Source organism: Dyella lutea (genome assembly GCF_024158035.1).
GTDB classification, from domain to species: domain Bacteria; phylum Pseudomonadota; class Gammaproteobacteria; order Xanthomonadales; family Rhodanobacteraceae; genus Dyella_A; species Dyella_A lutea.
On sequence record NZ_JAMZEK010000005.1, the window covers coordinates 50,235 to 73,066 of the forward strand.

The 22,832-nt window shown below is 68.5% G+C and carries 20 protein-coding genes; 10 read left to right on the forward strand and 10 right to left on the reverse strand.

What is annotated here, in order from left to right:
- Nucleotides 1-2: 2 nt before the first annotated feature.
- Together NC595_RS18995 and NC595_RS19000 are read right to left on the reverse strand one after the other, a co-directional pair.
- Nucleotides 3-821, reverse strand: a complete 819-nt coding sequence (locus NC595_RS18995; RefSeq protein ID WP_253568960.1) for an ABC transporter ATP-binding protein — start codon at nt 819-821, stop codon at nt 3-5.
- Entirely contained in the window at nt 818-1,042 is a 225-nt protein-coding gene (locus NC595_RS19000) for a hypothetical protein (protein ID WP_253568961.1), read from the reverse strand. Before NC595_RS19000 ends, NC595_RS18995 begins: the two co-directional genes overlap by 4 nt.
- Before the next feature lie 99 nt (nt 1,043-1,141).
- Here NC595_RS19000 and NC595_RS19005 point away from each other — a divergent pair, with 99 nt between their 5' ends.
- Nucleotides 1,142-1,924, forward strand: coding sequence for an SDR family oxidoreductase (locus NC595_RS19005; protein WP_253568962.1), 783 nt, complete (start codon nt 1,142-1,144; stop codon nt 1,922-1,924).
- A gap of 223 nt (nt 1,925-2,147) precedes the next feature.
- Here the strand turns inward: NC595_RS19005 and NC595_RS19010 are convergent, their stop codons facing one another.
- Nucleotides 2,148-2,795: a DUF4124 domain-containing protein gene (locus NC595_RS19010; protein ID WP_253568963.1), complete on the reverse strand. Its 648-nt coding sequence runs from the start codon at nt 2,793-2,795 to the stop codon at nt 2,148-2,150.
- Nucleotides 2,796-2,839: 44 nt separating this feature from the next.
- Nucleotides 2,840-3,784: a DegV family protein gene (locus NC595_RS19015; RefSeq protein WP_253568964.1), complete on the reverse strand. Its 945-nt coding sequence runs from the start codon at nt 3,782-3,784 to the stop codon at nt 2,840-2,842.
- Between the two features lie 256 nt (nt 3,785-4,040).
- Between NC595_RS19015 and NC595_RS19020 the strand changes: the two genes are divergently transcribed.
- The 3 genes from NC595_RS19020 to NC595_RS19030 all read left to right on the forward strand — a co-directional run bounded on the left by NC595_RS19020 (nt 4,041) and on the right by NC595_RS19030 (nt 9,863).
- Nucleotides 4,041-4,829, forward strand: a complete 789-nt coding sequence (locus tag NC595_RS19020) for an AMP nucleosidase (RefSeq protein ID WP_253568965.1) — start codon at nt 4,041-4,043, stop codon at nt 4,827-4,829.
- A 215-nt stretch (nt 4,830-5,044) separates the two neighbouring features.
- A complete protein-coding gene (locus NC595_RS19025; RefSeq protein ID WP_253568966.1) occupies nt 5,045-7,966 on the forward strand; it encodes a TonB-dependent receptor plug domain-containing protein in 2,922 nt (973 codons plus the stop codon).
- An 85-nt stretch (nt 7,967-8,051) separates the two neighbouring features.
- On the forward strand, nt 8,052-9,863 hold the full coding sequence (locus tag NC595_RS19030; protein WP_253568967.1) for a tetratricopeptide repeat-containing sulfotransferase family protein: 1,812 nt from the start codon (nt 8,052-8,054) through the stop codon (nt 9,861-9,863).
- Nucleotides 9,864-9,870: 7 nt separating this feature from the next.
- On the opposite strand, the gene NC595_RS19035 is transcribed toward NC595_RS19030, so the two are convergent.
- Together NC595_RS19035 and NC595_RS19040 are read right to left on the reverse strand one after the other, a co-directional pair.
- The gene (locus NC595_RS19035) at nt 9,871-11,406 is read right to left on the reverse strand and encodes a tetratricopeptide repeat-containing sulfotransferase family protein (protein ID WP_253568968.1); all 1,536 of its coding nucleotides are present in this window, start codon (nt 11,404-11,406) and stop codon (nt 9,871-9,873) included.
- Complete coding sequence (locus tag NC595_RS19040; RefSeq protein WP_253568969.1) at nt 11,403-13,004, reverse strand: tetratricopeptide repeat-containing sulfotransferase family protein; 1,602 nt, start codon at nt 13,002-13,004, stop codon at nt 11,403-11,405. The genes NC595_RS19035 and NC595_RS19040 overlap by 4 nt, the downstream gene beginning before the upstream one ends.
- A gap of 123 nt (nt 13,005-13,127) precedes the next feature.
- On the opposite strand from NC595_RS19040, the gene NC595_RS19045 reads away from it, so the two are divergent.
- A complete protein-coding gene (locus NC595_RS19045) occupies nt 13,128-14,450 on the forward strand; it encodes an aspartyl/asparaginyl beta-hydroxylase domain-containing protein (protein WP_253568970.1) in 1,323 nt (440 codons plus the stop codon).
- A 101-nt stretch (nt 14,451-14,551) separates the two neighbouring features.
- Here NC595_RS19045 and grxD read toward each other — a convergent pair whose 3' ends face one another.
- Nucleotides 14,552-15,448 carry a Grx4 family monothiol glutaredoxin gene (gene grxD, locus NC595_RS19050; protein WP_253568971.1) on the reverse strand — a complete coding sequence of 299 codons (897 nt, stop codon included), beginning with the start codon at nt 15,446-15,448 and terminating at the stop codon, nt 14,552-14,554.
- Between the two features lie 151 nt (nt 15,449-15,599).
- Between grxD and NC595_RS19055 the strand changes: the two genes are divergently transcribed.
- Nucleotides 15,600-16,238, forward strand: a complete 639-nt coding sequence (locus NC595_RS19055) for a TetR/AcrR family transcriptional regulator (protein ID WP_253568972.1) — start codon at nt 15,600-15,602, stop codon at nt 16,236-16,238.
- Nucleotides 16,235-17,023: an SDR family NAD(P)-dependent oxidoreductase gene (locus tag NC595_RS19060; RefSeq protein WP_253568973.1), complete on the forward strand. Its 789-nt coding sequence runs from the start codon at nt 16,235-16,237 to the stop codon at nt 17,021-17,023. Before NC595_RS19055 ends, NC595_RS19060 begins: the two co-directional genes overlap by 4 nt.
- Here NC595_RS19060 and NC595_RS19065 read toward each other — a convergent pair whose 3' ends face one another.
- The 3 genes from NC595_RS19065 to NC595_RS19075 all read right to left on the reverse strand — a co-directional run bounded on the left by NC595_RS19065 (nt 17,024) and on the right by NC595_RS19075 (nt 19,821).
- Entirely contained in the window at nt 17,024-17,881 is an 858-nt protein-coding gene (locus tag NC595_RS19065; protein WP_253568974.1) for a UDP-2,3-diacylglucosamine diphosphatase, read from the reverse strand. It lies immediately after the preceding gene.
- Nucleotides 17,882-17,971: 90 nt separating this feature from the next.
- Entirely contained in the window at nt 17,972-18,574 is a 603-nt protein-coding gene (locus NC595_RS19070; RefSeq protein WP_253568975.1) for an SGNH/GDSL hydrolase family protein, read from the reverse strand.
- 2 nt (nt 18,575-18,576) lie between these two features.
- Nucleotides 18,577-19,821, reverse strand: coding sequence for an aminotransferase class I/II-fold pyridoxal phosphate-dependent enzyme (locus NC595_RS19075; protein ID WP_253568976.1), 1,245 nt, complete (start codon nt 19,819-19,821; stop codon nt 18,577-18,579).
- Between the two features lie 138 nt (nt 19,822-19,959).
- Between NC595_RS19075 and rsgA the strand changes: the two genes are divergently transcribed.
- From rsgA to NC595_RS19090, 3 genes are read left to right on the forward strand one after another with little or no spacing between them, the layout of a single operon-like run.
- Nucleotides 19,960-21,015, forward strand: a complete 1,056-nt coding sequence (gene rsgA / locus NC595_RS19080) for a ribosome small subunit-dependent GTPase A (RefSeq protein ID WP_253568977.1) — start codon at nt 19,960-19,962, stop codon at nt 21,013-21,015.
- Between the two features lie 23 nt (nt 21,016-21,038).
- Nucleotides 21,039-21,518, forward strand: a complete 480-nt coding sequence (locus tag NC595_RS19085) for a hypothetical protein (protein WP_253568978.1) — start codon at nt 21,039-21,041, stop codon at nt 21,516-21,518.
- A complete protein-coding gene (locus NC595_RS19090; protein WP_253568979.1) occupies nt 21,515-22,789 on the forward strand; it encodes a peptidase MATCAP family protein in 1,275 nt (424 codons plus the stop codon). Before NC595_RS19085 ends, NC595_RS19090 begins: the two co-directional genes overlap by 4 nt.
- Nucleotides 22,790-22,832: the final 43 nt, after the last annotated feature.

Here is a 22,832-nt window from a genome sequence, read left to right on the forward strand (position 1 = left end):
GTTCAGGCCAGCGCGGCGCTGTACCAGCCGTCGCGCCGACCGACCGATACCGCCGCCTCGAATGCCGCGCTGAGCGGCTCATCGCGCAGCACCCGGTCGCACGGGCCGTCGGCCAGTACGCGGCCGCGGTGCAGCAGCACCACGCGGCCGATCTCGGGCACGATCTCCTCCACGTGGTGGGTCACCATCAGCAGCGTCGTGCCACTCCGGGCCAGCCCACGCAGCTGCTCCAGGAAGGCGCGCCGGGCGGTCATGTCCAGGCCGGCGCAGGGCTCGTCCAGCAACAGCGCCACGGGGCGGTGCACCAGGGCCCGGGCGATCAGCACCCGGCGCGCCTCGCCGGTGGACAGGCTGGCCAGCGGACGACCGGTCAGTGACGAGGCGCCTGCCCGTTCCAGCGCCTCCAGCGCGCGCCGGCGCATGGTCGGGGTCACCATACGGTCCCACGTGTCGTGGGCGGCGAAGAAGGCCGATTCCACCGAGGTCAGCACTTCGCTGCCGGCTTCATTCCCCAATTGCTGCTGCAGGGCGGGCGAGACGATCCCCAGTTGCCCGCGCAGCTCGGCAATGTTCCAGCGGTCGCGCCCCAGCACGCGCACCGGTGCCGACGGTCCGTTGCGGGCCAGTGCGTGCAGCTCGCGCGCGACCAGGCGCACCAGGGTGGACTTGCCCGAGCCGTTGCGGCCGAGGATGGCGGTGTGCTCGCCGCGGTCGATGCGCAAAGTCAGGCGATCGAGCGCCGCATGATCGCCCCGCAGCACGGTGGCGTCGTCGATCTCCAGCAGGGATTCGCGCTCGATCTCCGTGGCCGCCCCGCTCACTGGCTGTCGGCTTCGATCTGCTTGCGCTGCTCGGCGGCCTGCTCGTCGACCACCTTCTGGACGTCCTTGGCGCGCTGCTCGTCCTTCTTCATGCCGTCCCACGGCGTGGCCACACGCTTGGCGTGGGCGTCCTGTGCAGCGCGGGGCGCAGGCGGTTTGCCCGAACAGGCAGCGAGCATCAGTGCTGCCGACAGCGCAACGATCATCGGACGTAGTTTCATGGCATCGACTCCCGGCGTGGATGCGATCAGTGTCCCGCCCATCGGCGACAGCGGCAAGGTCGCTGGCACGGCGTGCGGACCGCGCTTTAAGCTCGCCCCATGAACGCACGTATCGACGCCTGGCAATTGCACGGACACACGGCGCTGGTCACCGGGGCCAGCAAGGGCATCGGCTATGCCACGGCTCGGGAGTTGGCCGGTCTGGGGGCCGACCTGTTGCTGGTCGCGCGCGACGAGGACTACCTGGAGCAGGTCCGGCTCGACCTGGCCGACGATTTCCCGGACATCCAGGTCCTCGCCTTCGCCGCCGACCTGGCCGAGTCGGAGGACCGGCTGGCCGTGTTCGACTGGGTACGCGACCTGGAGGTGCCGTTGTCGCTGATGGTCAACAACGCGGGCGGCAACCAGTCGAAGCCCACGCTGGATTATGCGTCCGGCGACTATCGAACGATCTTCGAGCAGAACCTCTTCTCCGCCTTCGAGATGTGCCGGCTGGCGCACCCGCATCTGGCCGAGCATGGCAACGCGGCGATCGTCAATGTCGGCTCGGTGTCCGGGATGACCCATGTGCGCACCGGATCGCCGTACGGCATGACCAAGGCGGCGTTGCACCAGCTGACGCGCAACCTGGCGGTCGAGTGGGCCGCCGACGGCATCCGCGTGAACGCGGTTGCGCCGTGGTACATCCGCACCCAACGCACCGACGGGCCGCTGGCCGATCCGGATTACCTGGAGGAAGTGCTCGATCACACGCCGCTGCGGCGCATCGGCGAACCGGAGGAGGTTGCCGCGGCGATCGCCTTCCTGTGCCTGCCCGCCGCCAGCTACATCACCGGCCAGGTGCTGGCGGTGGACGGGGGCTTCGTCAGCTACGGCTTCTGAGGCCGCGGTTGTCCACAGCGGCTGTGGATAGCTTCCGGACAAGCTTGTGGACGGGCTCGGCAACACCCCGTCACACAAGGTTTTTCAGCGGATCGACGATGTTCTGACCAGCGCCGGTCGGCGTTTTCCACAGCTTCTGGGGATCGCCTGTGGACAAGCCTGTGTGTCTGCGTCGGCAAAGGCCCGCACAGCAGCGACTTGCATCACCTTGCGCAGGAATCGCTCAGCGCCCGCTGCAACTCGCCAGTTGTGCCTCGAGTTCGGCCTCGCGCTTGACGAAAGGCGCCTGCTCGCTTTCGAAGGCCTGGTGGAGCTTGTGTTCGTTCTCCTCGTACTGCTGCTGCAATGCCTCGCAGGTTTCCCGGGCGTCGAGGGGGCGGCAGGCATCGCGCACCCACACGTAGTTGTTGGCGACCAGGCCCGCGGTCACCTTGCCCCTGTTGAGCTCCGGCGCCGAGGCACCCGCGCCGCCGAGTCCGTAGACCGACCCCAGCGGCTGGCTTGCCGCTCCGAGCACTCCGAACGGAACGGCATAGGCTGCCGGCTGGCCACTCGCGCTCGTGTAGATGGTGCCGTCCGTCGCTTTCTGGCAGCGGTACAGCATGGGCAGGGGCGCGGCAGGTGGCGGTGCCGCGGCAGGCGTCGCGGCGGCCACCGGAGGCGGCACCGGGACCGCGGCATCGGGCGGTGGCGGAGCGGTCGGTCCGGGGGCGGCGAGCGTGATCGCCTGCTGCCTTGCCCGGGCAGGGCACGGTGCGTCCTGGTAGCTCACCCGGCCGTTGGGGGTCGTGCACTTGTAGGCGGTCTCCGCCGTGACCGATGCCGGCAACAGCGCGGCGACCAGGATCAGCAGCGAGCGGCGGGGGACCATGGCGAATGCCGTGCAGGCGCGGGTCTGGGTCGGGCGGTGTCGGGTCAGAACTCGACGACGTGCTCTTCCGCGGCAAAGCCGACGGTCAGGGCGCCCTCACCGACGTTGACCATGCCGGTGATGCTCATCGGGGCGATCATCAGTTCCACCTTGCATTCCTCGCAGGCGGCCTTCAGCGCCTCGAAGCCGGGCAGTTTCGGCACGTCGGCGAGGTCGCCGCCGTAGCTGATGCAGACCACCGGTACCAGCAGGCCGGCATGCACCCGCTTGCTCACATAGTCGAACAGCGTCTCGGCGCCATGTTCGAAGCCACGCACCTTGCCGACCGGGGCGGTCTCTCCGCGATAGCCGCGCAGCAGCGGCTTGATGTCCAGCGCCGAACCCATCACCGCGCTGAACAGGCCGACGCTGCGGTCACCCTTGGTCTTGGCGCGGGCGCGCAGGTAATAGAGGTCGCGCGGCAGCATGTAGCCGTAGGAATTGTTGGCGACGTAGGTCAGTCGTTCGCGGATCGCCGCCGGCGCTTCGCCGCTCTTGAACAGGCGGGTCGCCTCCACGATCGCCGGGGCGGCACCGGCGAACAGCGTGCGCGTGTCGATCACCCGCATCAGGAACGGGCCGGGCATGGTGGTCTGGTCGCGCACGTCGCGGTAGTGCTTGAGCACCGCGAAGCTGGCCTTGATGACGTGGTCGTTGATCGGGCTACGCGTGGCGGTGATGGTGAGGCAGAACACGCAGTCCTTCTCCAGCACCAGCTTCTCGAGGAACAGTTTCTGCACGTCTTCCACCGAACAGGGCTCGGTCGACGCGGAGTGACTCCGGCTACCCATCTTCTGGTCGAGGAAGCGCTGGATCTCCGCCGGGTTGCGGTCGTCCTTGAACGTGTCCTTGTCGACATGCACGGCAATCGGCATTACCGCGATGTCATGTTCTTTGATGAACGCCTGCGGCAGGTCGCAGGATGCGTCGATTGCAAGACCCATGCGCATAGTCGTGATAACCCTCCCGGAAGGCGCGCCGAACATAACACGGCCCCCGGTACCGTGACGTACCTCGCATCCATGCGCCCGGTGGGAACCTCGTCTTCGGAATATCGGCTCAGCTCCGGGCGTCTTGAGCGGCCCCTCACTGGCGGTCGCGGTGGCCGCCCGCCTAGAATGCCGCGCCATGACACTTGGCATCTTGCCGGCGTGGCGTCGCCGGTAACGCGCAGCCGTCCTGGCCGTGCCGACCTCCCGAGGTCCCATGAAAAACAAGCAAGAAATCGTCTCCAACTGGTTGCCACGCTACACCGGCACGCCGCTGGAGGAGTTCGGCCAGCACATCCTGCTGACCAACTTCGGCCACTACGTGGACCTGTTCGCACAATGGCACGGCGTGGAGGTACGCGGCCGCGACCGGCCCATGCCCAATGCCACCGCCGACGGCATCACCCTGATCAACTTCGGCATGGGTAGCCCGAACGCCGCCACGGTGATGGACCTGCTCGGTGCCATCGGGCCCAAGGCAGCGCTGTTCCTGGGCAAGTGCGGTGGCCTGAAGAAGAAGAACCAGATCGGCGACCTGGTGCTGCCGATCGCCGCGATCCGCGGCGAGGGCACCTCGAACGACTATCTGCCGCCGGAGGTGCCAGCCCTGCCGGCGTTCCAGCTGCAGCGCGGCGTGTCGACGATGATCCGCGACCTCGGCTACGACTATTGGACCGGCACCGTCTACACCACCAACCGCCGGGTCTGGGAGCACGACGACGGCTTCAAGGATTACCTGCGGCGCACCCGCTGCATGGCGATCGACATGGAGACTGCCACGATCTTCGCGGCCGGATTCGCCAACGGCATCCCCTGCGGCGCACTGCTGCTGGTGTCCGATCAGCCGATGATCCCCGAGGGCGTGAAGACCGAAGCCAGCGACCAGAAAGTCACCGGGCAGTTCGTCGAGCGGCACATCCGCATCGGCGTGGAGGCGCTGAAACTGGTGCGCCGGCACGGGCGCAGCGTGAAGCACCTGCGCTTCGAGGAAGATATCGAGCCCTGAAACGCCGCCAGAATGGCGTTCTGGCGCGGTTTTCGGCAGGGTCGCTCCCCCTCCTGCCTCGTCCGGATTCACAAATCAACCGTTGACCGGATGTAAGAAAAACGTGATAAAGGGGAGTCTCGAACTTCAGAAGGAGACTGTAAGTTCTTGCGCAACCATATGTATCCCCACGTAAAACCCCTTTTTTTTGTGTTGCCTTTCTTGGGAGGGTTGTTGTGAATATCAATACGAACAAACTGGCCACGTCCGTGCGGACGGCCCTGACCATCGGCGCCGTGATTGCGGCCGGCGTCGCCATGCCTGCGTTTGCGCAGGATGCCAACCAGAAGCCGGCGGACCAGAAGGACGCCACCACGCTTCAGACCATCACCGTCACCGGTTCGCACATCCGTCGCGTGGACCTGGAGACCTCCAACCCGGTGGTCACCATCGATGCGGCCCAGATCAAGGCCACCGGCAAGCTGACCCTGGGCGATATCGTCCAGCAGCTCCCGGCGGTGACCGGCGGCAACGTCAACCCGCAGGTGAACAACGCCGGCGGCACCGGCGGCAGCAGCGTGGGCCTGCGCGGCCTGGGCAGCCAGCGCACCCTGATCCTGATCGACGGCAAGCGCATCATCAACGGCGATCCGAACTCGATCCCGGCCGACATGATCGAGCGCATCGAAGTGCTGACCGACGGCGCGTCCTCGGTGTACGGCTCCGACGCGATCGGCGGCGTGGTCAACTTCATCCTGAAGAAGGACTACCAGGGTGCCCAGTTCACCGTGAACTACGGCCAGTCCGGCCATGCTGACGGCCGCTCGAAGGGTTACACCTTCACGTTCGGCCAGACGTCGGACAAGGGCAGCATCATGGGCGGCATCGACTACAACAAGACCGAGGCGGTGCTCGCGAAGAACCGCGACTTCTCGAAGAACTCGGTGTCGGTGTACGGCAGCAGCCAGACCCCGGTCTACAGCTACGTCGGCGGCTCCAGCTACCCGGCCTACGGCAACATCCAGCTGCCGGCCGGCCTGCAGGCCCAGTACGGCTGCACGAACGTTGCGCTGAACCCGGGCGCCAGCGGCCAGAACCCGGCGACGGATTACCACTGCTTCACCAATGCCGACAAGTACAACTACGCGACGGTCAACCTGATCCAGACCCCGCAGGAACGCACCAGCATGTTCCTGAAGGGCACCTACAACCTGGGTGACCACGTCCAGGCCTACTTCGACGGCTACCACAACAAGACCAGCTCGGGCTTCCAGCTGGCTCCGGCGCTTCTCGGTGTTTCGTACGGCGCGGTGATCTCGAAGGATTCGTACTACAACCCGTTCGGTGTCGATTTCTCCCCGGCCGGCAATGACTACCGCGCACGCCTGGTCGCGGCCGGCAACCGCTCGGCCAACTACGGCACCAGCACCGACCAGATCCACACCGGCTTCAAGGGCGACTTCACCTTCCTTGACCACGACTGGAACTGGGACGTGGGTATGGGTTACGGCCACTTCTCGCGCCAGACCATCACCCGCGGCCTGCCGAACCAGACCATGCTGAACGCCGACCTGGGTCCGTCGCACCTGGATCCGGCCACCGGCAAGGTGGTCTGCGACTCCGGCGCCAACGGCTGCACCCCGTTCAACCCGTTCAACCTGTTCGATCCGAACTCGGTCGCCGCCCTGCAGGCCGCCGCCGTCCCGGCGATCAGCAATCAGTTCTCGATCGAGCGCACCTACTCGGCCGACGTCAACGGCGGCCTGTTCGAACTGCCGGCCGGCACGGTCCAGCTGGCGGCGGGCGTGTCCTACCGCAAGGAGTACACCCGCTCGGAGATCGATCCGCTGCTGCTGATCGACCCGGCCACCGGCAACTGCACCCTGGGCAGCCAGTGCTCGTCGCCGCTGCGTGGTGGCTACAACGTCAAGGAAGGCTACGCCGAGGCGTTCATCCCGGTGCTGAGCGACCTGCCGGGCGTGCAGGCGCTGAACGTCACCATCGGTGACCGCTACTCCAAGTACAGCACCTTCGGCAGCACCAACAACACCAAGTTCGCGGTGGAATACCGCCCGATCTCCGACCTGCTGCTGCGTGGCACGGTCTCCAAGGTGTTCCGTGCGCCGACCATCGGCGACGTGTACAACTCGCCGATCAGCGATGCGCCGAAGCTCGCCAGCGATCCCTGCGACCACACCACCACCGCCGGCAACCCGGCCTGCGTGGGCGTGCCGACCGACGGCAGCTTCGTCAATCGCGACGTGGCCCTCGGCCAGCAGATCAAGGGTGTGATCTCCGGTTCGCAGTACGCGAACTTCCCGCTGGGTCCGGAGCGCGGCAAGTCGTTCGACTGGGGCTTCGTGTACTCGCCGAGCTACGTGCCGGGCCTGTCGTTCAGTGCCGACATCTGGAAGGTCTACCTGAACGATACGATCTCGGCGATCGGCGCCCAGACCGTGCTCGACCTCTGCTACAACGGTGCGACCCAGTACTGCCCGCTGATCACTCGTAACGGGGCCGGCAGTTCCAACGCTGGTCAGATCGCGCAGATCGTCGAGCCGACCGGCAACCTCGGCCGTACCGACGTGGGCGGTGTGGACATTTCGGGCCGCTACAAGCTGCCGCAGTTCTCCTTCGGCACCTTCGTGGTGGGCCTGGATGCGACCTACCTGTCGCGTTACGACCAGCAGACCGCACCGGGTACCTCGGCGAACACCGTCTACCACGACGCTGGTCACTTCCAGCCGTTCGGTTCGGGTGCGGCCTCGACCTGCCCGAGCGGCGGTGGCGTGTGCCTGTTCCCGCGCTGGCGCGGCAACACCTTCGTGAACTGGAACCTGGACAACTGGAGCGCCTCCTGGCGCATGCGCTACATCGGCGCGTTCCGCAACGGCTCGAAGAGCCCGTCGCAGGACACCAACCCGGTTCAGGGCATCGCGGGCTACGAGTTCAAGTACGGCGCCACGGTCTACAACGACGTGCAGGTCGGCTACAACTTCGAGCCGCTCAACACCCGCGTCGACCTCGGCATCAACAACGCGTTCGACAAGAAGCCGCCGTTCCTGTACGCGAACAACACCCTCAACGCCAACACCGATCCGAGCGATTTCGATCTGCAGGGCCGCTACTACTGGGCTCGCGTGACCGTGACGTTCTGATTGACTGGAACGCATTGAGTAGCTGAAGCTGGAGGGCCGCGCGGGGCAACCCGCGCGGCCTTTCCTTTTTTGAAAAGCGTTTCCCGTGATCAACGATATTCTCAGCGCCCTGCAGACCGGCCGGCCGGAGCTTGCGGAGCGACTGTCCCGCGAAGCCCTGGCCGCTCGTCCCGGCGATCCTGACCTGACCCTGTTCCTGGCGATCAGCCTGCAGCAGCAGGCCCGTCTTGCCGAGGCGGTACCGCTGTACGCGGCGCTGGCCGAGAGCCATCCCGACAGCGGAGTGCACTGGGGCAACTACGCGACCGCGCTACGCAGCGCGGGGCGCGAACAGGAGGCCGAGGCCGCCTATCGACGAGCCCTGCAACTCGATCCGGACAACGTCGAGCAGCTGCTGAATTTCGGCCTGCTGCAATTGCATCGCCGCGAATTCGTGGCTGCGCGCGACACGTTGCTGCGCGCCCACGTGCTCGATCCGATGTCCCTCTCCGCGCGCATCCATGCCGCGCGCGCATGTGCCGTGTGCCGTGATTCGCGGATCGAGGACCTGCTGCGCCCCTGGCGCGAATGGAAGGATCTGGACAACGACCTGCAGTTCGAACTCGCCGATCTGCACCTGGTGCTGGGCGAGGCGAACATCGCCCGCGTGTTGCTGGAAGAGCTGCTGGAGCTGATGCCCGGACACCTGCCCACGCGGATGCTTCTGGCCGCGGTGTACGAGCGCATCAACGACCTGGATGCGTCCGACGCGATGCTTGCCGCGATAGAGAGCGAGTACGCTCAGCTGGACGGCGACATGCAACTGGAGACCCTGCGCCTTCGCGCCAAGCTGTGCCTGCGTCGTGGTTCTCCCGATGAGGCACGGTCCCTGCTCGAGCGCGCCGGTCCACGGGCGGACGACGACTACGGCCACTTCTTCGTGCTCGCCGAAGTCTGCGACAAACAGCGCGACTACCCGGCCGCGGTCGCCGCACTGCAAGAGGCGCACGCCCGGCAGCTGGACGAGTTGCGCATGGCAGTGCCCCAGCGCTTTGCCCCGGGCGCCCCGATCTTTCCCGCCGCCGAGGGGCACATCAACGTCGAGGAGTATCGGCGCTGGCCGGAACTCCAGGCTCCCGATGCCGCCCACTCGCCGGTCTTCATCGTGGGCTTCCCGCGCTCGGGTACCACCCTGCTCGAGCAGATGCTGGATGCGCACCCGGCCCTGCAGTCGATGGATGAGCGACCGTTCTTCACCATCCTCGCCGACCAGCTTTCCGACTATGGCATCCAGGTGCCGCGTGATCTGGACAAGCTCGATCAACACATCTGCGACGAGCTGCGCAAAGGCTATGTCAGCCTGGTCTGCACCAAGATCCAGCGTCGCTGGGACGCCCGGCTGGTCGACAAGAATCCGCTGAACATGCTGTGCCTGCCGCTGATTCACCGGATGTTCCCCAACGCGAAGATCATCCTTGCGTTGCGCCATCCCTGCGACGTGCTGATCAGCAACTACATGCAGAACTTTCGCGCCGCGCCGTTGGCCGCGGCCTGTGCGTCGCTGGAGAAGCTGGCCGAGGCCTACGTCACCGCGATGCGGTGCTGGCTGCACGATGTGGACGTGTTCGAGCCGGACGTGTTCGTCTCGCGGTACGAGGATCTGGTGGCCGATCCGGAAACCCAGACGCGGCGCATTGCCGACTTTCTCGGGCTGGAAGACGCCACGCCGCTGCTGCGCTTCGATCAACGCGCACGCGACAAGGGCTTCATCGCCACGCCGAGTTATGCACAGGTGACCCAGCCGGTGAACCGCAAGGGCCTGGATCGCTGGCGTCGCTACCGGGAGGCGCTGGCGCCGGCGCTGCCCGTGCTGGAGCCGATGCTCCGGCACTGGGGTTATCCGGTGGACCTGGACTGAATCCGGTTCAGTCCGCGCGCAGGCGCTCCAGCTCCGGCATGACCGGCGCGTAGCGCCGCCAGCGCTCCACCGAGCTGCGGTAGACCGGCTGGCGTGCCTGCCACAGGCTGGCGGTGCTCAGTGCCGCGGTGTCCGCGCTGGTGTGCGGCGTGGCCTCGGGCAGGCCCAGCCAGCGGGCGAGCGATCCGACGCACGCGTCCGGCTCGGTCACCAGTGCCTCGTAGTCCACCGTGCGCACCGCGTGCGGATAGCGCGCCTGCCAGTGGGCCATCATCCGTCGGGCGTCGCGCATCACCGTGGCGATATCGCCGAGGTCGTAGGCGAAATCCTGGCTGCCGGGGTGGAAGCTCTGCATCCAGAGCGACAGCGCGTTGTCGCGCGCCTCGCGTCGACAGTGGATGATCCGCGCATTCGGAAAGAGCGCGAGGATCAGGTCAACGTGCAGGAAGTTGTGCGGCTGCTTGTCGACATACCAGCCCACTGGCGTGTCGTCCTGCAGCAGCTGTCGGGCATAGCTACCCGCGGCGTCGCGCATCGCGGCGACCATGCCCGCATCGCCACTCGCCGCGCCGACGCGCGATGCGAGCACCGGTAGCCAGGGCAGCTCGCCGCGATGGCGTACCTGCGGGTGCCGCGCCAGCCGCTCGGCGAGCAGTGTGCTGCCCGCGCGCGGCATGCCGACGATGAACACCGGCGTCCATGCCGGGGGCGCGAGTGCGGGATCGGGCAGTGGGCCCCGGCCCAGTCGCATCTCCACGCCTCGCCGCCACGCCTTGCGCTGCCAGCGCAACTGGCTATGCATGATCGCGTTGGCCTCGCGCAGCAGGTCTGCCGCGCGCTCGATTTCGCCAACGTCGTCGAATGCCTTGCCGAGCGCGAAGAGCAGGCTGCTCCGCGGGTAAGGTGCGAGGTCGTCGCGCTCCAGCCAGTGCTGGAAGCGGGCGAAGTCGGGATGATCGGTGGACCGATAGCGCTGCAGCGACGACAGGCCGAGCGGCACGTGCCAGTCAGCCGCATGCCGGCTGCGTGCGAGCACCGTCTCGTAGTGCTCACGGGCCACTTCGAAACGGCCCAACTGGGCCGCCAGCGCAGCGGCGTGCACGTGCAGCCGGGGATCGTCCAGCCCTGCGGCGAACGCCTGTTCGCAGAGCGCCATCGCGTCCTGCTGCCGGCCGCCGTCGTCGAGCAGTTCGATCGCGTCGATCCGACGTTCCACCTCTGCGGGGGCGTGGGCGAAGGCTCTGCGCAGCAGCGCGCCTGCAGCGAGCAGGCGTCCCTGGCCGCGCAGCGATCGGGCCAGTTGGAGCGCCGCGGCCAGGTGATCCGGCTCGCGCGACAGCAAGTCTTCCAGTTGCGCATCCGCCGCCACGGCGTCGCCCGCCTGGCGCTGCAGGCCGGCGAGCGCGAATTGCAGCGCGCCGGAGTCGGGGTGCTCGGCAAGTGCCTGCACGAGCAGGGTGTGCGCGCGGCTTGCATCTCCGGCCAGCAGGCGCTGTTGCGCCCGCTCCAGCCACACGTCCGCCGGCGTGGGCCGGTGGTTCATCCCGGAGCCCGGGTGGACGCCTCGTCCTGCCAGCTCGGCAGGCCGAGGGCGAGGCGCAGCGGATCGAGCAAGGCCCCGTAACGAGTGCTGTGCCGGGTATCGCGGCGCAGCGGCTGGCGCACCTGCATCGCACTGGGCGAGCGGACCTGCCGGGTGTTTTCGTGGAATGCGAGGCAGGCCGGATCGAACGGCAGTCCGCAGTGTTCGAGCAGGGCGCGGATGCGTGGCTCGGGATCCTCTAGCAGTGCCTCGTAGTCGTGCAGGTAGATCTTGTCGGGATAGGTCCGGGCAAGGCGGTGCAGGTGCCGGTCGCAGTCGCGCCAGAAGCTGGCCAGGTCTTCGAAGCTGCGCGTGTACTCGTTGTTGTCCAGCTTCTGCCGATAGCAGGAGAAACAGGTCTCCAGCGGATCGCGCAGGCAGCCGACGATGCGCGCGCCCGGCAGCATGGCCCGGATCGCATCGCCATAGATCCAGTTGCTCGGCAGCTTGTCGGTGAAGCGCGGTCGCTGGCGGCGCCAGTGCCGGGTCCGCTCCAGGTAACGTTCGCCGAGCCGCTGCCAGTCGGCGGGCTTCATCTGCGGTACCCAGCGTGGAAACGGCAGCCCGCGTCGCCGCGACTCTTCCGCCAGCACCTGCGGCAGGTCCGGCAGCTCGCCGGAGCCCTCGACCAGGGGGTGCGAGGCGAGGATCTGTTCGGCCAGGGTCGAGCCGGAGCGTGGCAGGCCGACGATGAAGATCACTTCTTCGCCCAGTCGCGGATCGGAGGCACCGCCCGGCGGTGGAGCGAAGAAGCCCGCCAGTGCATCGACCGCCTGGGAATAGCCGACCGCGTTCCAGCGCTGGCGGTGCCGCGCGATCGCGTTGGCCTGCTCGAGCGTCTGCAGCGATTCGGCGTAGCGACCGTGATCGTCGAGCGCGCGGGCCAACGCGAAACCCATGGCGATGCGATCGTCGTCGCTGGCTCGGGGCGAGCGCAGCGCCTGCCGCAGGTCGCGGATGTCGGATTCGGCCATCTGCACCGTCTTGAGGTCCGCCAGGCCCCACCAGGCCATGCCCGCCCAGGGACGCTCGGCCAGCACCTGGCGATAGCTGTCGGCGGCTTCCTGCGACTGTCCGTGCATGCGCAGCAGGTCGGCGAGCAGGGCGCGGGCGTCGACCGAGTGCGGGTCGATCCGGATTGCCTGTTGCAGCGCGTCCGCGGCTTCTTCGTTGCGCACGCTGCGGGTGAGCATCACGCCCAGGTTGTACCAGGCCAGCGCCATGTTCGGTTGCAGTCGACAGACCGCCTGGAGCATTTCGATCGCGGCGTCGAAATCGCCTGCCTGGCCGAGCAGGGTAGCGAGGGTATTGAGGCCGGGAGCGTGCCCGGGGTGCCGGCGAACCACCTCGCGCATGAGTGCGATGGCGTCCTGGTGTCGCCCCTGCATGCCGAGCAGGCCGGCCTGCATCCGCCGCACTTCGGGATGGTCGGCGTGGCTCTTCAGCAAGGTGGGCAGCAGTTGCTCGGCGTCGTCGATGCGGCCGGCATCCAGCGCCTGGCCGATGCGCGAGAGCAATTGGGACTGGGCCGGATCGAGCCCGGGCTGGAACGATGACATCGTAGGTCGCTTTTCCATCGAGCGGGCGACGCACTGCCCGAGGCAGCTATTATGCCCGGCGATGGCAAGCCGCCGCGTCCGCGGCGGAGTGCGGCAGGGCCGCTATCCGGAGTATCACGATCGATGAGTACGCAACCCCAGCCCGGTTCCGCTCCGCTGCACGAGCAGGCGCGCGGCCACCTGCAGCGCGGCGAGATGGCCGCCGCCGAGACAGCCTACCGGCAGTTGCTGGAGCAGGCGCCGGACGACGCCGAGGCGCTGATGTTCGTGGCCAACCGCGAGATGGCCCGCCGCAATGCGCCGGTTGCGATGATGATGCTCAGCCGCGCCGAGCGCGCCCATCCGGAGCACGCGGGCGTCGCCCACCAGATCGGCAGTGCACACCTGGCAGCAGGTGATTTCGAGGCGGCGGCGGTCAGCCTGCAGCGTGCGCTCACGCTGGCCCCGCGCCTGTTCGTCGCGCGCCTGCAGCTCGGTATTGCCCTTGAACAGCTGGGTCAGGCCGATGACGCGCTGCTGGCCTACTTCATCGCCGTGCGTACCGCGCAGGAGCAGGGGCGCTGGCTGAGCGATGCGAACACTGCGCCCGGGTTGCGCGATACGGTGAGGTACGCGATGGGCTATGCCAACGCCGGTCGGCGCCGCCTGTTCGATCAGGCGCTGGAGCCATTGCGTCAGCAATATGGTGCGGATGAGCTGCGCCGCGTCGAGCGTGCGCTGGCGATCCATGTCGGACTCGAGCCGATGCCCGCGATCGATCCGCGTCAGCGGCCGCTGTTCCTGTACTTTCCGGACATCCCGAGCCAGCCCTACTACCCCCGCCACCGTTTTCCCTGGCACGAGGCATTGGAGGCGGCGACCTTCGCGATCCGCGAGGAGCTGCTCGCGGTGCTGGCCGGCGAACAGCCGCTGGACTCGTTCCTGGGCGTGGACAGCCCGGAACAGGCCGCCAAGATGCTGCGCGGTTCGGGCGCCGAGGCGCCGGCCTGGGATGCATATTTCTTCCACCGCCACGGCCAGCGCTACGACGATCACGCGCGGGCCTGTCCACGCACCATGGCGGCGCTCGATGCCGCCCCGCTGGTACGCATCCGCGACCACGCGCCCGAGGCGCTGTTCTCGGTGCTGCGTCCAGGCACCCACATCCTGCCGCACACGGGGGTGACCAACACACGCCTGGTCACCCACCTTCCGCTGATCGTTCCCGGGGAGTGCGCGTTGCGCGTGGGTGGCCAGGAGCACCACTGGCGCGAGGGAAGCTGCGTCACCTTCGACGATACCTTCGAGCACGAAGCGTGGAACCACAGCGATGCGACCCGGGTGGTGCTTATCCTGGACAGCTGGAACCCGGACCTGACCGAGGTCGAGCGGGCCGCCGTGACCGACCTGGTCGCCGCGATCGGCGACTTCAACACCCGCTGCGAATTGCCGCCGGCGAGCGCCTGAAAAAAGCGCGCGGCCGATACATGACGGGCCGTCGCTGTGGGGCGACGGCCCGTCGGATCCGGAGGGCCGGAGTGTCCCGGCGGTACCAGGACACGAGTGGGTCAGCGGCTGCAGGCTTCCATGCCGCCTTCCACGTTGAAGATCTGGCTGAAGCCGTGCGAGGCGAAGCGCTCGGCGACCCCCCGGCTGGAGATGCCCCGCTGGCAGACGAAGGCGATCGGCGTGTCCTTGGGCAGCGCGGCAAACGCGTCGTAGCCCTCGTCTTCCAGGATGCGCGCTTCCGGCAGCGAGGGCAGCATGGCGCGTGCCGCCGCCGGGCGCACGTCCACCAGGACGAGGCCGCCATCGGCCAGCCGCTGGCGCAGCTCCTGCACGCTCATGTCGTGCACCTGCTGCGCGCCGGGGAACTTCAGGCTCAGGCCCTCGCCCTGCACGGTGGATACCCAGTCGATCACGATGCCCTTGGCGCGCTGTGCGCTGGCCGGGTCGAAGTGGATACGCAGTCCATTGGACTCGGCCACGATGTCGAAGTCGCCGGCCGGAGCCAGCTGGAACCCGGCGCTGAAGTCCGGGCCGATCTCCAGGTGGATCACCACGCCCTGCGCATCGGCAGTGCCCTGGCGGATCATCTCGGCGGCCTTGTCGGTGATGGCGATCTCCGGCGGCGTGCGGTCCGGCTGCACCGCGCCGAACAGGCTGTGCAGCTCACCGCTGGTGTACATCTGGCGGATGATGTCCGAGCCGCCGACCAGCTCACCCTCGACATAGAGCTGCGGGATGGTGGGCCACTCGCCGTAGATCTTGATGCCCTCGCGGATCGCCGGATCTTCCAGCACGTTGACCGTGTGGTAGTCCTCCAGCAGCTCGTTCAGCGTATTGGTGGCAGCGGCCGAGAAGCCGCACATCGGCTGCTGGCGGGTGCCCTTCATGAACAACACCACGCGGTGCTCGCTGAGCAGGGACTGGATGCGTTCGCGGGTGGCGGGATCGAGGGACATGAGCGCGTTTCCGGTTTGGGAAGGTGAGGTAGCGCTACATGGTAGCGCGCGGGCCAGGGGGCAAGTCGCGCTTGAAAAATGACCATGGGTCATTTATAAATGACCCATGGTCATTAAAAAGACATGTCCGCTGGGGCGGGGGCGTCGTGCCGTGGACGAGCCGACGAAGGAGCGCCGTCGGCGCGACCTGCTTACCGCCGCGCTGCGGCTGCTCGAGCGCCAGCCGTACGAGACGATCACGATGAGCGCGGTGGCGGCCGCAGCGGACGTCGCCAAGGGCACCACCTACCTGTATTTCCCCACACGCGAGGCGCTGTTCCTGGCGCTGCTGGCCGAGCACTACGCCGCCTGGTTCGACGCCCTCGATACCTGTCTGCGCGAGGGGCCTGCGAGTGCCGAAGCCTGGGCCGCCTGGGTCGCCGCCGAGCTTTCCGGGCGGCCGATGTTCCTGCGCCTGGCGGCCCTGCTGCACGTCGTGCTGGAGGCGAACGTACCGGTGGCCGAGGTGGTGGCCTTCAAGCGATCGCTCGCCGGGCGCCTGGCTGCCAGCGGCGCCGGGCTGGAAGCCGCCCTCGAGCTGCCCCCGGGCTGCGGGGTGCGCCTGCTGCTGTGGCTGCAGGCCGTGGTGCCCGGTCTGGCGCAGATGGCGGCGCCGGCGCCCGAGTTGCATCAGGCCTTGCGTGGCGACGCGATGCTGGCGGGCCTGCTGATCGACTTTCCCAACGAATTGCGCGCCTTGCTGGGCGCTCTGATCCGCGGCCTCGAGGCCGCGAAGGAGCCTACGCCATGAGCATTTCCCCCTTGCAGGGCCGAACGGCCCTGGTCACCGGCGCCTCCAGCGGGCTCGGCATCGAGTTCGCCCGCGAGCTGGCCCGACGGGGCGCCGACCTGATCCTGGTCGCCCGCAGCGAGGCGCCGATGCAGGCGCTCGCACAGGAGCTGCGCGCGTCCGGTCACACCGTCCACGTCAGGCCGGCCGACCTGACCGACCCCGCGGCGCGCGAGACGTTGATTGCAGGCCTGGCGGCCGAAGGCGTTGCGATCGATGTACTGGTCAACAATGCCGGTTTCGGCGTGTTCGGCGAGTTCGCCCAGACCCCGTGGCCGAAGCTGGAGGGCATGCTGGAGGTCGACGTGGTGGCCCTGACCCACCTCACCCGGCTGGTGCTGCCTGGTATGCGCGGGCGCGGATTCGGACGCGTGCTGCAGGTCGCCTCCACCGGGGCGTTCCAGCCCACGCCCTACTACGCCGCCTACGCGGCGGCGAAAAGCTACGTACTGGAATTCAGTTACGCGATCGATGCCGAGCTGCGCGGCAGCGGCGTGCGCTGCACCGTGCTGTCGCCGGGGGTCACCGCGACCCGGTTTTTTGCCGTCTCCGGACAGCGGCCCACGCTGTATCAGCGGGTGACCCGCATGCAGGCGCCGACGGTGGCGCGGCAGGGCGTGGCGGCAATGCTGCGGGGGCGCACCGGAGTGATCGCTGGCTGGTCCAACGCGCTGATGGCGCAGGGCACGCGCTTCATGCCGCGCCGGCTGGCCGCGCGGGTCGCGGGCCAATTGATGCGTAACTGATCACGCCGCGGGCCGGAGTTCGTCCAGGCTGCGCTGGCGTCGCGCCAGCGGGGCCAGCGCCAGCGCCGCGTCGGGCGAGGGCAGCACCAGCTCGCGGCTGGCGCGGCCCAGCGCAGTGGGCTGCTCGCTCCAGTGGATCAGCTCCATGGCGCCGGTGTGGTCCTCCACCAGCGCCGTGCAATGCTCGACCCAGTCGCCGTCGTTGAGATAGAGCAGGCCGTCCATCTCGCGCACTTGGCCGAAGTGGATGTGGCCGCAGATGTGTCCGTCGAAACCACGTTCGCGGGCGTCCGTCGCCACGCGCTCCTCGTAGGCGCGGATATAGGCCAGCGCCTTGCCGACGTGCGATTTCACGATGATCGACAGTGGCAGGTAGGGCATGTCCATGCGCCGGCGCCATGCATTCACCCGGCGATTGCTCCAGCAGATGAAACGGTGCATCGCCTCGCCCAGGTGCAGCATCCAGCTGCGGCCGACGTGCTCGGGGTCGTACTCGTCGCCGTGGCTGACCCGGTAGCGGCGGCCGTCGGCGCCCTCGTGCACGGCCTCCAGCGCAATGTGCACGCCGCCGAAGTCCTGGCCGGCCAAGCCGCGCAGGGCGGCATCGTGGTTGCCGGGGATGTAGGTCACCTCGACGCCGCGCCGGGCCAGGTCGAGGATCTCGGCGATCACCGCGCCGTGGTCGGCATGCCACCACATGCGCTTGCCCAGTGCCTCGAGGTCGATGATGTCGCCGACCAGGTAGAGCCTGTCGCAGCGGAGCTGGCGGAGGAAGTCGAGCAGGTAGCGCGCCTTGCAGTCGGGCGTGCCCAGGTGCACGTCGGAGATAAAGGCGCTGCGGCAGCGGAGTGTGGCCATGGCGGCGGTTCCCGGTGGTTGCCCGGGGCGCCAGTATTCGTCGCGCGGATCACCGCGCGATGGCGGCGAGGTTGCAGCGCGGTTGCGGCGTCAGGCGGCCAGCGCGGCGCGGGCCGCCGGAGCGATGCGCGAAATCCAGCGAGCGTACTGCCGCGCATCCGGGTGCAGGCCATCGTCGGCGAGCTCGTCCGGGTGGGCCCGCGTGAGGTCGGTGATGTCGACGAACGCCGCGCCTGCCGTGTCGGCCTCGGCGCGCGCGATGGCGTTGAACCGGTCCAGCGCCGCACCGACCGCCGCGCGGTCGCGTGCCGACTCGCGCGCGAAACGCGTCACGCCCCAGTCCGGGATCGACACCACCACCACGCGGCCCGCCTGTCCGTCCGCCAGCGCCACCGCGCGCGCGAGCAGGCTGGCGAACTCCCGCCGGTACTCGTCCTCGCCGCGACCGCGGTACTGGTTGTTCACGCCGACCAGCAGGGTCACCAGGTCCCAGCCCGGCGCCAGTGCGGCGGCGTCCATCCCGGCGGCCAGCTCATCCGTGGTCCAACCTGTTACGGCGACGATGTGCGGTGCCTCCACCGGGATCCCGACGGTGGCGAGATGGGCGACCAGCTGCACCGGCCAGCGGCCGGCCTCCGGCACGCCCTCGCCGATGGTGTAGGAGTCGCCCAGGGCGAGGAGTCGCGAGGCCACCGTCAGGCGACGGCGGATGCGCGGGCCGGCTGTTCGGCGGCCATCGCGGCAAGCACGCGCTCGATCCGCACGAACACCTCGCGCAGTTCGGCCGGCTGCGGCAGCAGGGTGAGGCGGAACTGCCGGCTGGCCGGCACGTTGAAGCTCGCGCCTGGCACCACCAGCACCGATTCCTGCTCCAGCAGGCGCAGCGCGAACGCGCCATCGTCGAACACCGGCAGGCGGTCGGCACGCACGCCGGGGAACGCGTAGAGCGCACCTTCGGGTGCGGCCAGTTCCAGGTAGTCGCTGGCTGCCACGCCCTCGATCACGGCGCGGCGCGCTTCGTGCAGTCGTCCGCCCGGCGCGGTCAGCGCGTGGATGGTCGGCGCGCCCTGCAGTGCCGGAACCACCGCCCATTGGGCAGTGGCGTTGGCGCACAGCCGCAGCGCAGCCAGCAACTGCAGCGCGTCGCGGTACTCCGCGGTGCGCGCAGGCTCGCCGGAAAGGCTCATCCAGCCGACGCGATAGCCGCAGGCGCGATGCACCTTGGACAGGCCGCCGAAGCTCACGCACGGCACGTCGCCGGCCACTTCCGCCAGCGGCTGGAACACGGCGCCGTCGTAGAGAATCTCGTCGTAGATCTCGTCGCACAGCAGCAGCAGTCGGTGCCGTGCGGCGATGGCGACGATCTGCTCGAGCAGTGCGCGCGGGTACACCGCACCGGTGGGATTGTTCGGGTTGATCAGCACCAGTGCGCGGGTGCGCGGGGTGATCAGGCTTTCGATCTCCGCCGGGTCGGGCTGGTGGCCGTTCTCCGGCAGGCAGCGGTAATAGCGTGGGCGGCCGCCGTTGAGGATCGTCGCGGCGCTCCACAGCGGGTAGTCGGGGCTCGGCAGCAGTACCTCGTCACCCGGCTGCAGCAGAGCGCGCAGGCTGATGTCGATCAGCTCGCTGACGCCGTTGCCGATGAACACGCGGTCCATGTCCACGCCGCGTGCGCCACGGGCGCGCTGCAGGTCCGCAATGGCAGCTCGGGCTTCCTCCAGGCCCTGCTCGTGACCATAGGCTTCGCTCTCGGTGAGCTTGGCGGCGATGGCTTCACGCAAGTGGGGCGGCGTCTGGAAGCCATAGCGGGCCGGGTTGCCGATGTTGAGCTTGATGATCGGCAGGCCTTCGGCCTCCATCTCGCGGGCGCGGCGGGTCAGCGCGCCACGGATCTCGTAGCGCACGTTGGAAAGATGCGGGCTGGGTTTGATCGGGGCCAACGACGTAGGTTCCTGTGCTTTGCTGCACCGGCGCTTGCGGCCGGCAGTGCGGGCATGCTAACAGCGACCGGGCGGCCCGTGTGGGCCGGCCAAGAGTCGGATATCGGCCCGATCGGGGGCCGGGCATAATCGGGCCCCATGAGCGAAGCCACCCTAATCGACCGACTGCGCCGTATCGGCTGGCGCGGCGAATCCCTCCCCTCCGGTGGATTGCGGCTGGCCCGCGTGGTGGCCCAGCACCGTGCCGGCTACGAGCTGCACGATGGCGAGCACCTGTTCGGTGCCCAGCCGGCCGGCCATTTCCTCAAACGCGGACTGGATCCCGCCGAGCGCCCGGCGGTGGGTGATTTCGTCGAGTTCGAGCCGGGGGCCCCGCCGCACATCCAGAAAGTGCTGGCGCGGCGCACCGTGCTCTCGCGCGCGGCCGCTGGCGAGCGCTACGAGCGTCAGGTGATTGCCACCAATATCGACTACGTGCTGGTGCTCACCGGCCTGGACGGCGACTTCAATCCATCGAGAATCGAGCGCTACCTGTCGCTGATCGAGGACTCCGGTGCCCGTCCGGTGGTGCTGCTGAGCAAGCTCGATCAGACCGAGGATGCGGCTGATCGAGTCGCCGAGCTGCGTGGCCGCCTGCCCGGCGAGGTGCCGGTGCACGCCATCAACGGCAAGGACCCGGCCAGCATCGCCGTGCTGGCGGAGTATCTGCGGCCGGGCGACAGCGCGGTGCTGGTCGGCTCTTCCGGAGCGGGCAAGTCCACCCTCACCAACACCCTGCTGGGCGTGGACCGCATGGCGACCAGCGCCGTGCGCGCCCACGACAGTCGGGGACGCCACACCACCACCCATCGCGCCTTGCTGCAGCTGCCGACCGGCGGCTGCCTGATCGACACGCCGGGCATGCGCGAGCTCAAGCTCACCGGCGACGAGAACCTGGACCTGTTTTCCGATATCGACGAGCTGGCCGAGCTGTGCCGCTTTGCCGACTGCGGCCACGGCAGCGAGCCGGGGTGCGCGGTGCAGGAGGCATTGGACAACGGCGGGCTGTCCGCCGAACGCTGGCGCAACTACCTGAAGCTGCGCGACGAACGCGAAGACCAGGCCGCCACGCTCGAGGCGCGCCTGCGCCGCCAGCGCGGCGGCCGGCCGATCGACCGCCCGCATGGCCACCGCGGCCAGCGCGAGCGCGACTGAGCGGGCGTCGGCGGCGCGCCTTCATGCAGCGACTCTCCTCCGCCGGCACCGTCTGGTACAAGCGGGCCTTCCCGCTGCTCTGGTTCGGTCTGCTGGCCGTGTTCCTGGCGATCGCCTGGCTGCAGCCCGGCGGTCCCGGCAAGGCCCCGCCGCGGGTCATGATGATCGTCCCGCTGGTCATGATGGGCTTCGGCTACGTGCTCATGCGCAAGCTGGTGTTCGACCTGGTCGACGAGGTCTGGCTGGACGGTGACCAGGTCGTGGTCGTCCAGCGCGGCGAGCGCACCCGCATCCCGCTGGCGCAGGTGATGAACGTGAATGCGACCACCATGGTCAACCCGCCGCGGGTCACCCTGATGCTGCGTCAGCCGAATACGCGACTGGGCGACTCGGTGAGCTTCATTCCGGCCGGGCCGCGCGGCCTCTTCCGCAGCTTCAGGCCGAATCCGGTGGCGATGGACCTGATCCGCCGCATCGACGACCTGCGGCAGCGCTCGCCATGAACCTGCCGCCTGCGGAGGTTCCGCCCGGGCTGGCGCGCTATGCCGCGCTCGACCAGCGTCTGCTGGCCGCGGTGCGGCCGATCCGCATCCTGCCCACGGTCGCCTGGCCGGCGTCGCTCGAGGACCGCATGATCGGCGACTACGCGGTCGGTCGGCTGGCCTTGCCGGAGGTGCGCTATGTACCACCAGACCTCTCGGCCGCCCGTGCGGAGCTGGTGGCGATCGAGCGTGAGGCGGGACATGAGGATCCGCTGGGCGACTACCTCTGCCGCACCGCCGAGTCGTGGCGGATCGCCGCCGAAATGCTCGAGGCGGCAGGCACGGCAGGCGTCACCGCGCCCTCGATCGTCCTGTATGGCCATCCGGGTGACCTGATTCCGGGCAGCAGCAAGAGCAACCTCGACGCCGCTCGCTACTTCGTCGACCTGGCCGACGAACTGGGTGCCGATCTGCTGGCCGACGAGGTTGCCGGGACCATCGCGGCGGAACAGCTGCGCGGCGACCTCGCGCAGACCCTGGATGGCTTCTTCGGCGCGGGCGTGATCGCGGTGGAGGTGGATCCGGAGCTCACCGCCAAGGCGGCGGCCGGGGCGACCCGCATCCGGCTGCGGGGCGGTACCACGTTTACCGATTACGACCGTCACCAGTTGCTGGCACATGAGGCCTATGTCCACTCGCTGACTGCCCTGAACGGCCGTGCGCAACCGTTGCTGGCTTCGCTGGCGCGCACATCGCCGCGGGTCACGGCCACCCAGGAGGGCCTGGCCGTGTTCGCCGAGCTGATGTCCGGCGCCATCGACATCTCGCGGCTGAAACGCATCAGCCTGCGCATCCTGGCGATCGACATGGCCCTGCACGGGGCGGATTTCGTCGAGGTCTATCGCTTCTTCCTGGAGCGTGGCCAGTCGGTGGCTGACAGTTTCCACTCGGCCCAGCGGGTGTTCCGCGGCGTGCCGCCGACCGGTGGCGCGGTGTTCGCCAAGGACAACGTGTACCTGTCCGGCCTGCTGGCCGTGCACACGTTCTTCCGCTGGGCGCTGAAGCAGCGCCGGATGGACCTGCTGCGCCACCTGTTCGCCGGCAAGCTGGCGCTGCACGACGTGATCGCGCTCGAACCGCATTTCACCTCCGGCGCAATCGTCGCGCCGCGCTGGCTGCCGCCGTGGATGCAGCACGTACACGGCCTCGCCGGCAAGCTGGCGTTCTCGCTGTTCGTCAACCGCATCCACATGGGCCGGGTGCAGGCCGAGGAGCTGTCGCTGGGCCTGTGACCCGCCGTCCCGGTGCGGCGCCGCACAGCGGGCGGCAAGGAAC

Coding starts and splice junctions, on each gene's coding strand:
- NC595_RS19000 (WP_253568961.1), bottom strand. CDS start 1,042: ATGAAACTACGTCCGATGATCGTTGCGCTGTCGGCAGCACTGATGCTC.
- NC595_RS19005 (WP_253568962.1), top strand. CDS start 1,142: ATGAACGCACGTATCGACGCCTGGCAATTGCACGGACACACGGCGCTG.
- NC595_RS19010 (WP_253568963.1), bottom strand. CDS start 2,795: ATGGTCCCCCGCCGCTCGCTGCTGATCCTGGTCGCCGCGCTGTTGCCG.
- NC595_RS19015 (WP_253568964.1), bottom strand. CDS start 3,784: ATGCGCATGGGTCTTGCAATCGACGCATCCTGCGACCTGCCGCAGGCG.
- NC595_RS19020 (WP_253568965.1), top strand. CDS start 4,041: ATGAAAAACAAGCAAGAAATCGTCTCCAACTGGTTGCCACGCTACACC.
- NC595_RS19035 (WP_253568968.1), bottom strand. CDS start 11,406: ATGAACCACCGGCCCACGCCGGCGGACGTGTGGCTGGAGCGGGCGCAA.
- NC595_RS19040 (WP_253568969.1), bottom strand. CDS start 13,004: ATGTCATCGTTCCAGCCCGGGCTCGATCCGGCCCAGTCCCAATTGCTC.
- NC595_RS19045 (WP_253568970.1), top strand. CDS start 13,128: ATGAGTACGCAACCCCAGCCCGGTTCCGCTCCGCTGCACGAGCAGGCG.
- grxD (WP_253568971.1), bottom strand. CDS start 15,448: ATGTCCCTCGATCCCGCCACCCGCGAACGCATCCAGTCCCTGCTCAGC.
- NC595_RS19060 (WP_253568973.1), top strand. CDS start 16,235: ATGAGCATTTCCCCCTTGCAGGGCCGAACGGCCCTGGTCACCGGCGCC.
- NC595_RS19065 (WP_253568974.1), bottom strand. CDS start 17,881: ATGGCCACACTCCGCTGCCGCAGCGCCTTTATCTCCGACGTGCACCTG.
- rsgA (WP_253568977.1), top strand. CDS start 19,960: ATGAGCGAAGCCACCCTAATCGACCGACTGCGCCGTATCGGCTGGCGC.
- NC595_RS19085 (WP_253568978.1), top strand. CDS start 21,039: ATGCAGCGACTCTCCTCCGCCGGCACCGTCTGGTACAAGCGGGCCTTC.
- NC595_RS19090 (WP_253568979.1), top strand. CDS start 21,515: ATGAACCTGCCGCCTGCGGAGGTTCCGCCCGGGCTGGCGCGCTATGCC.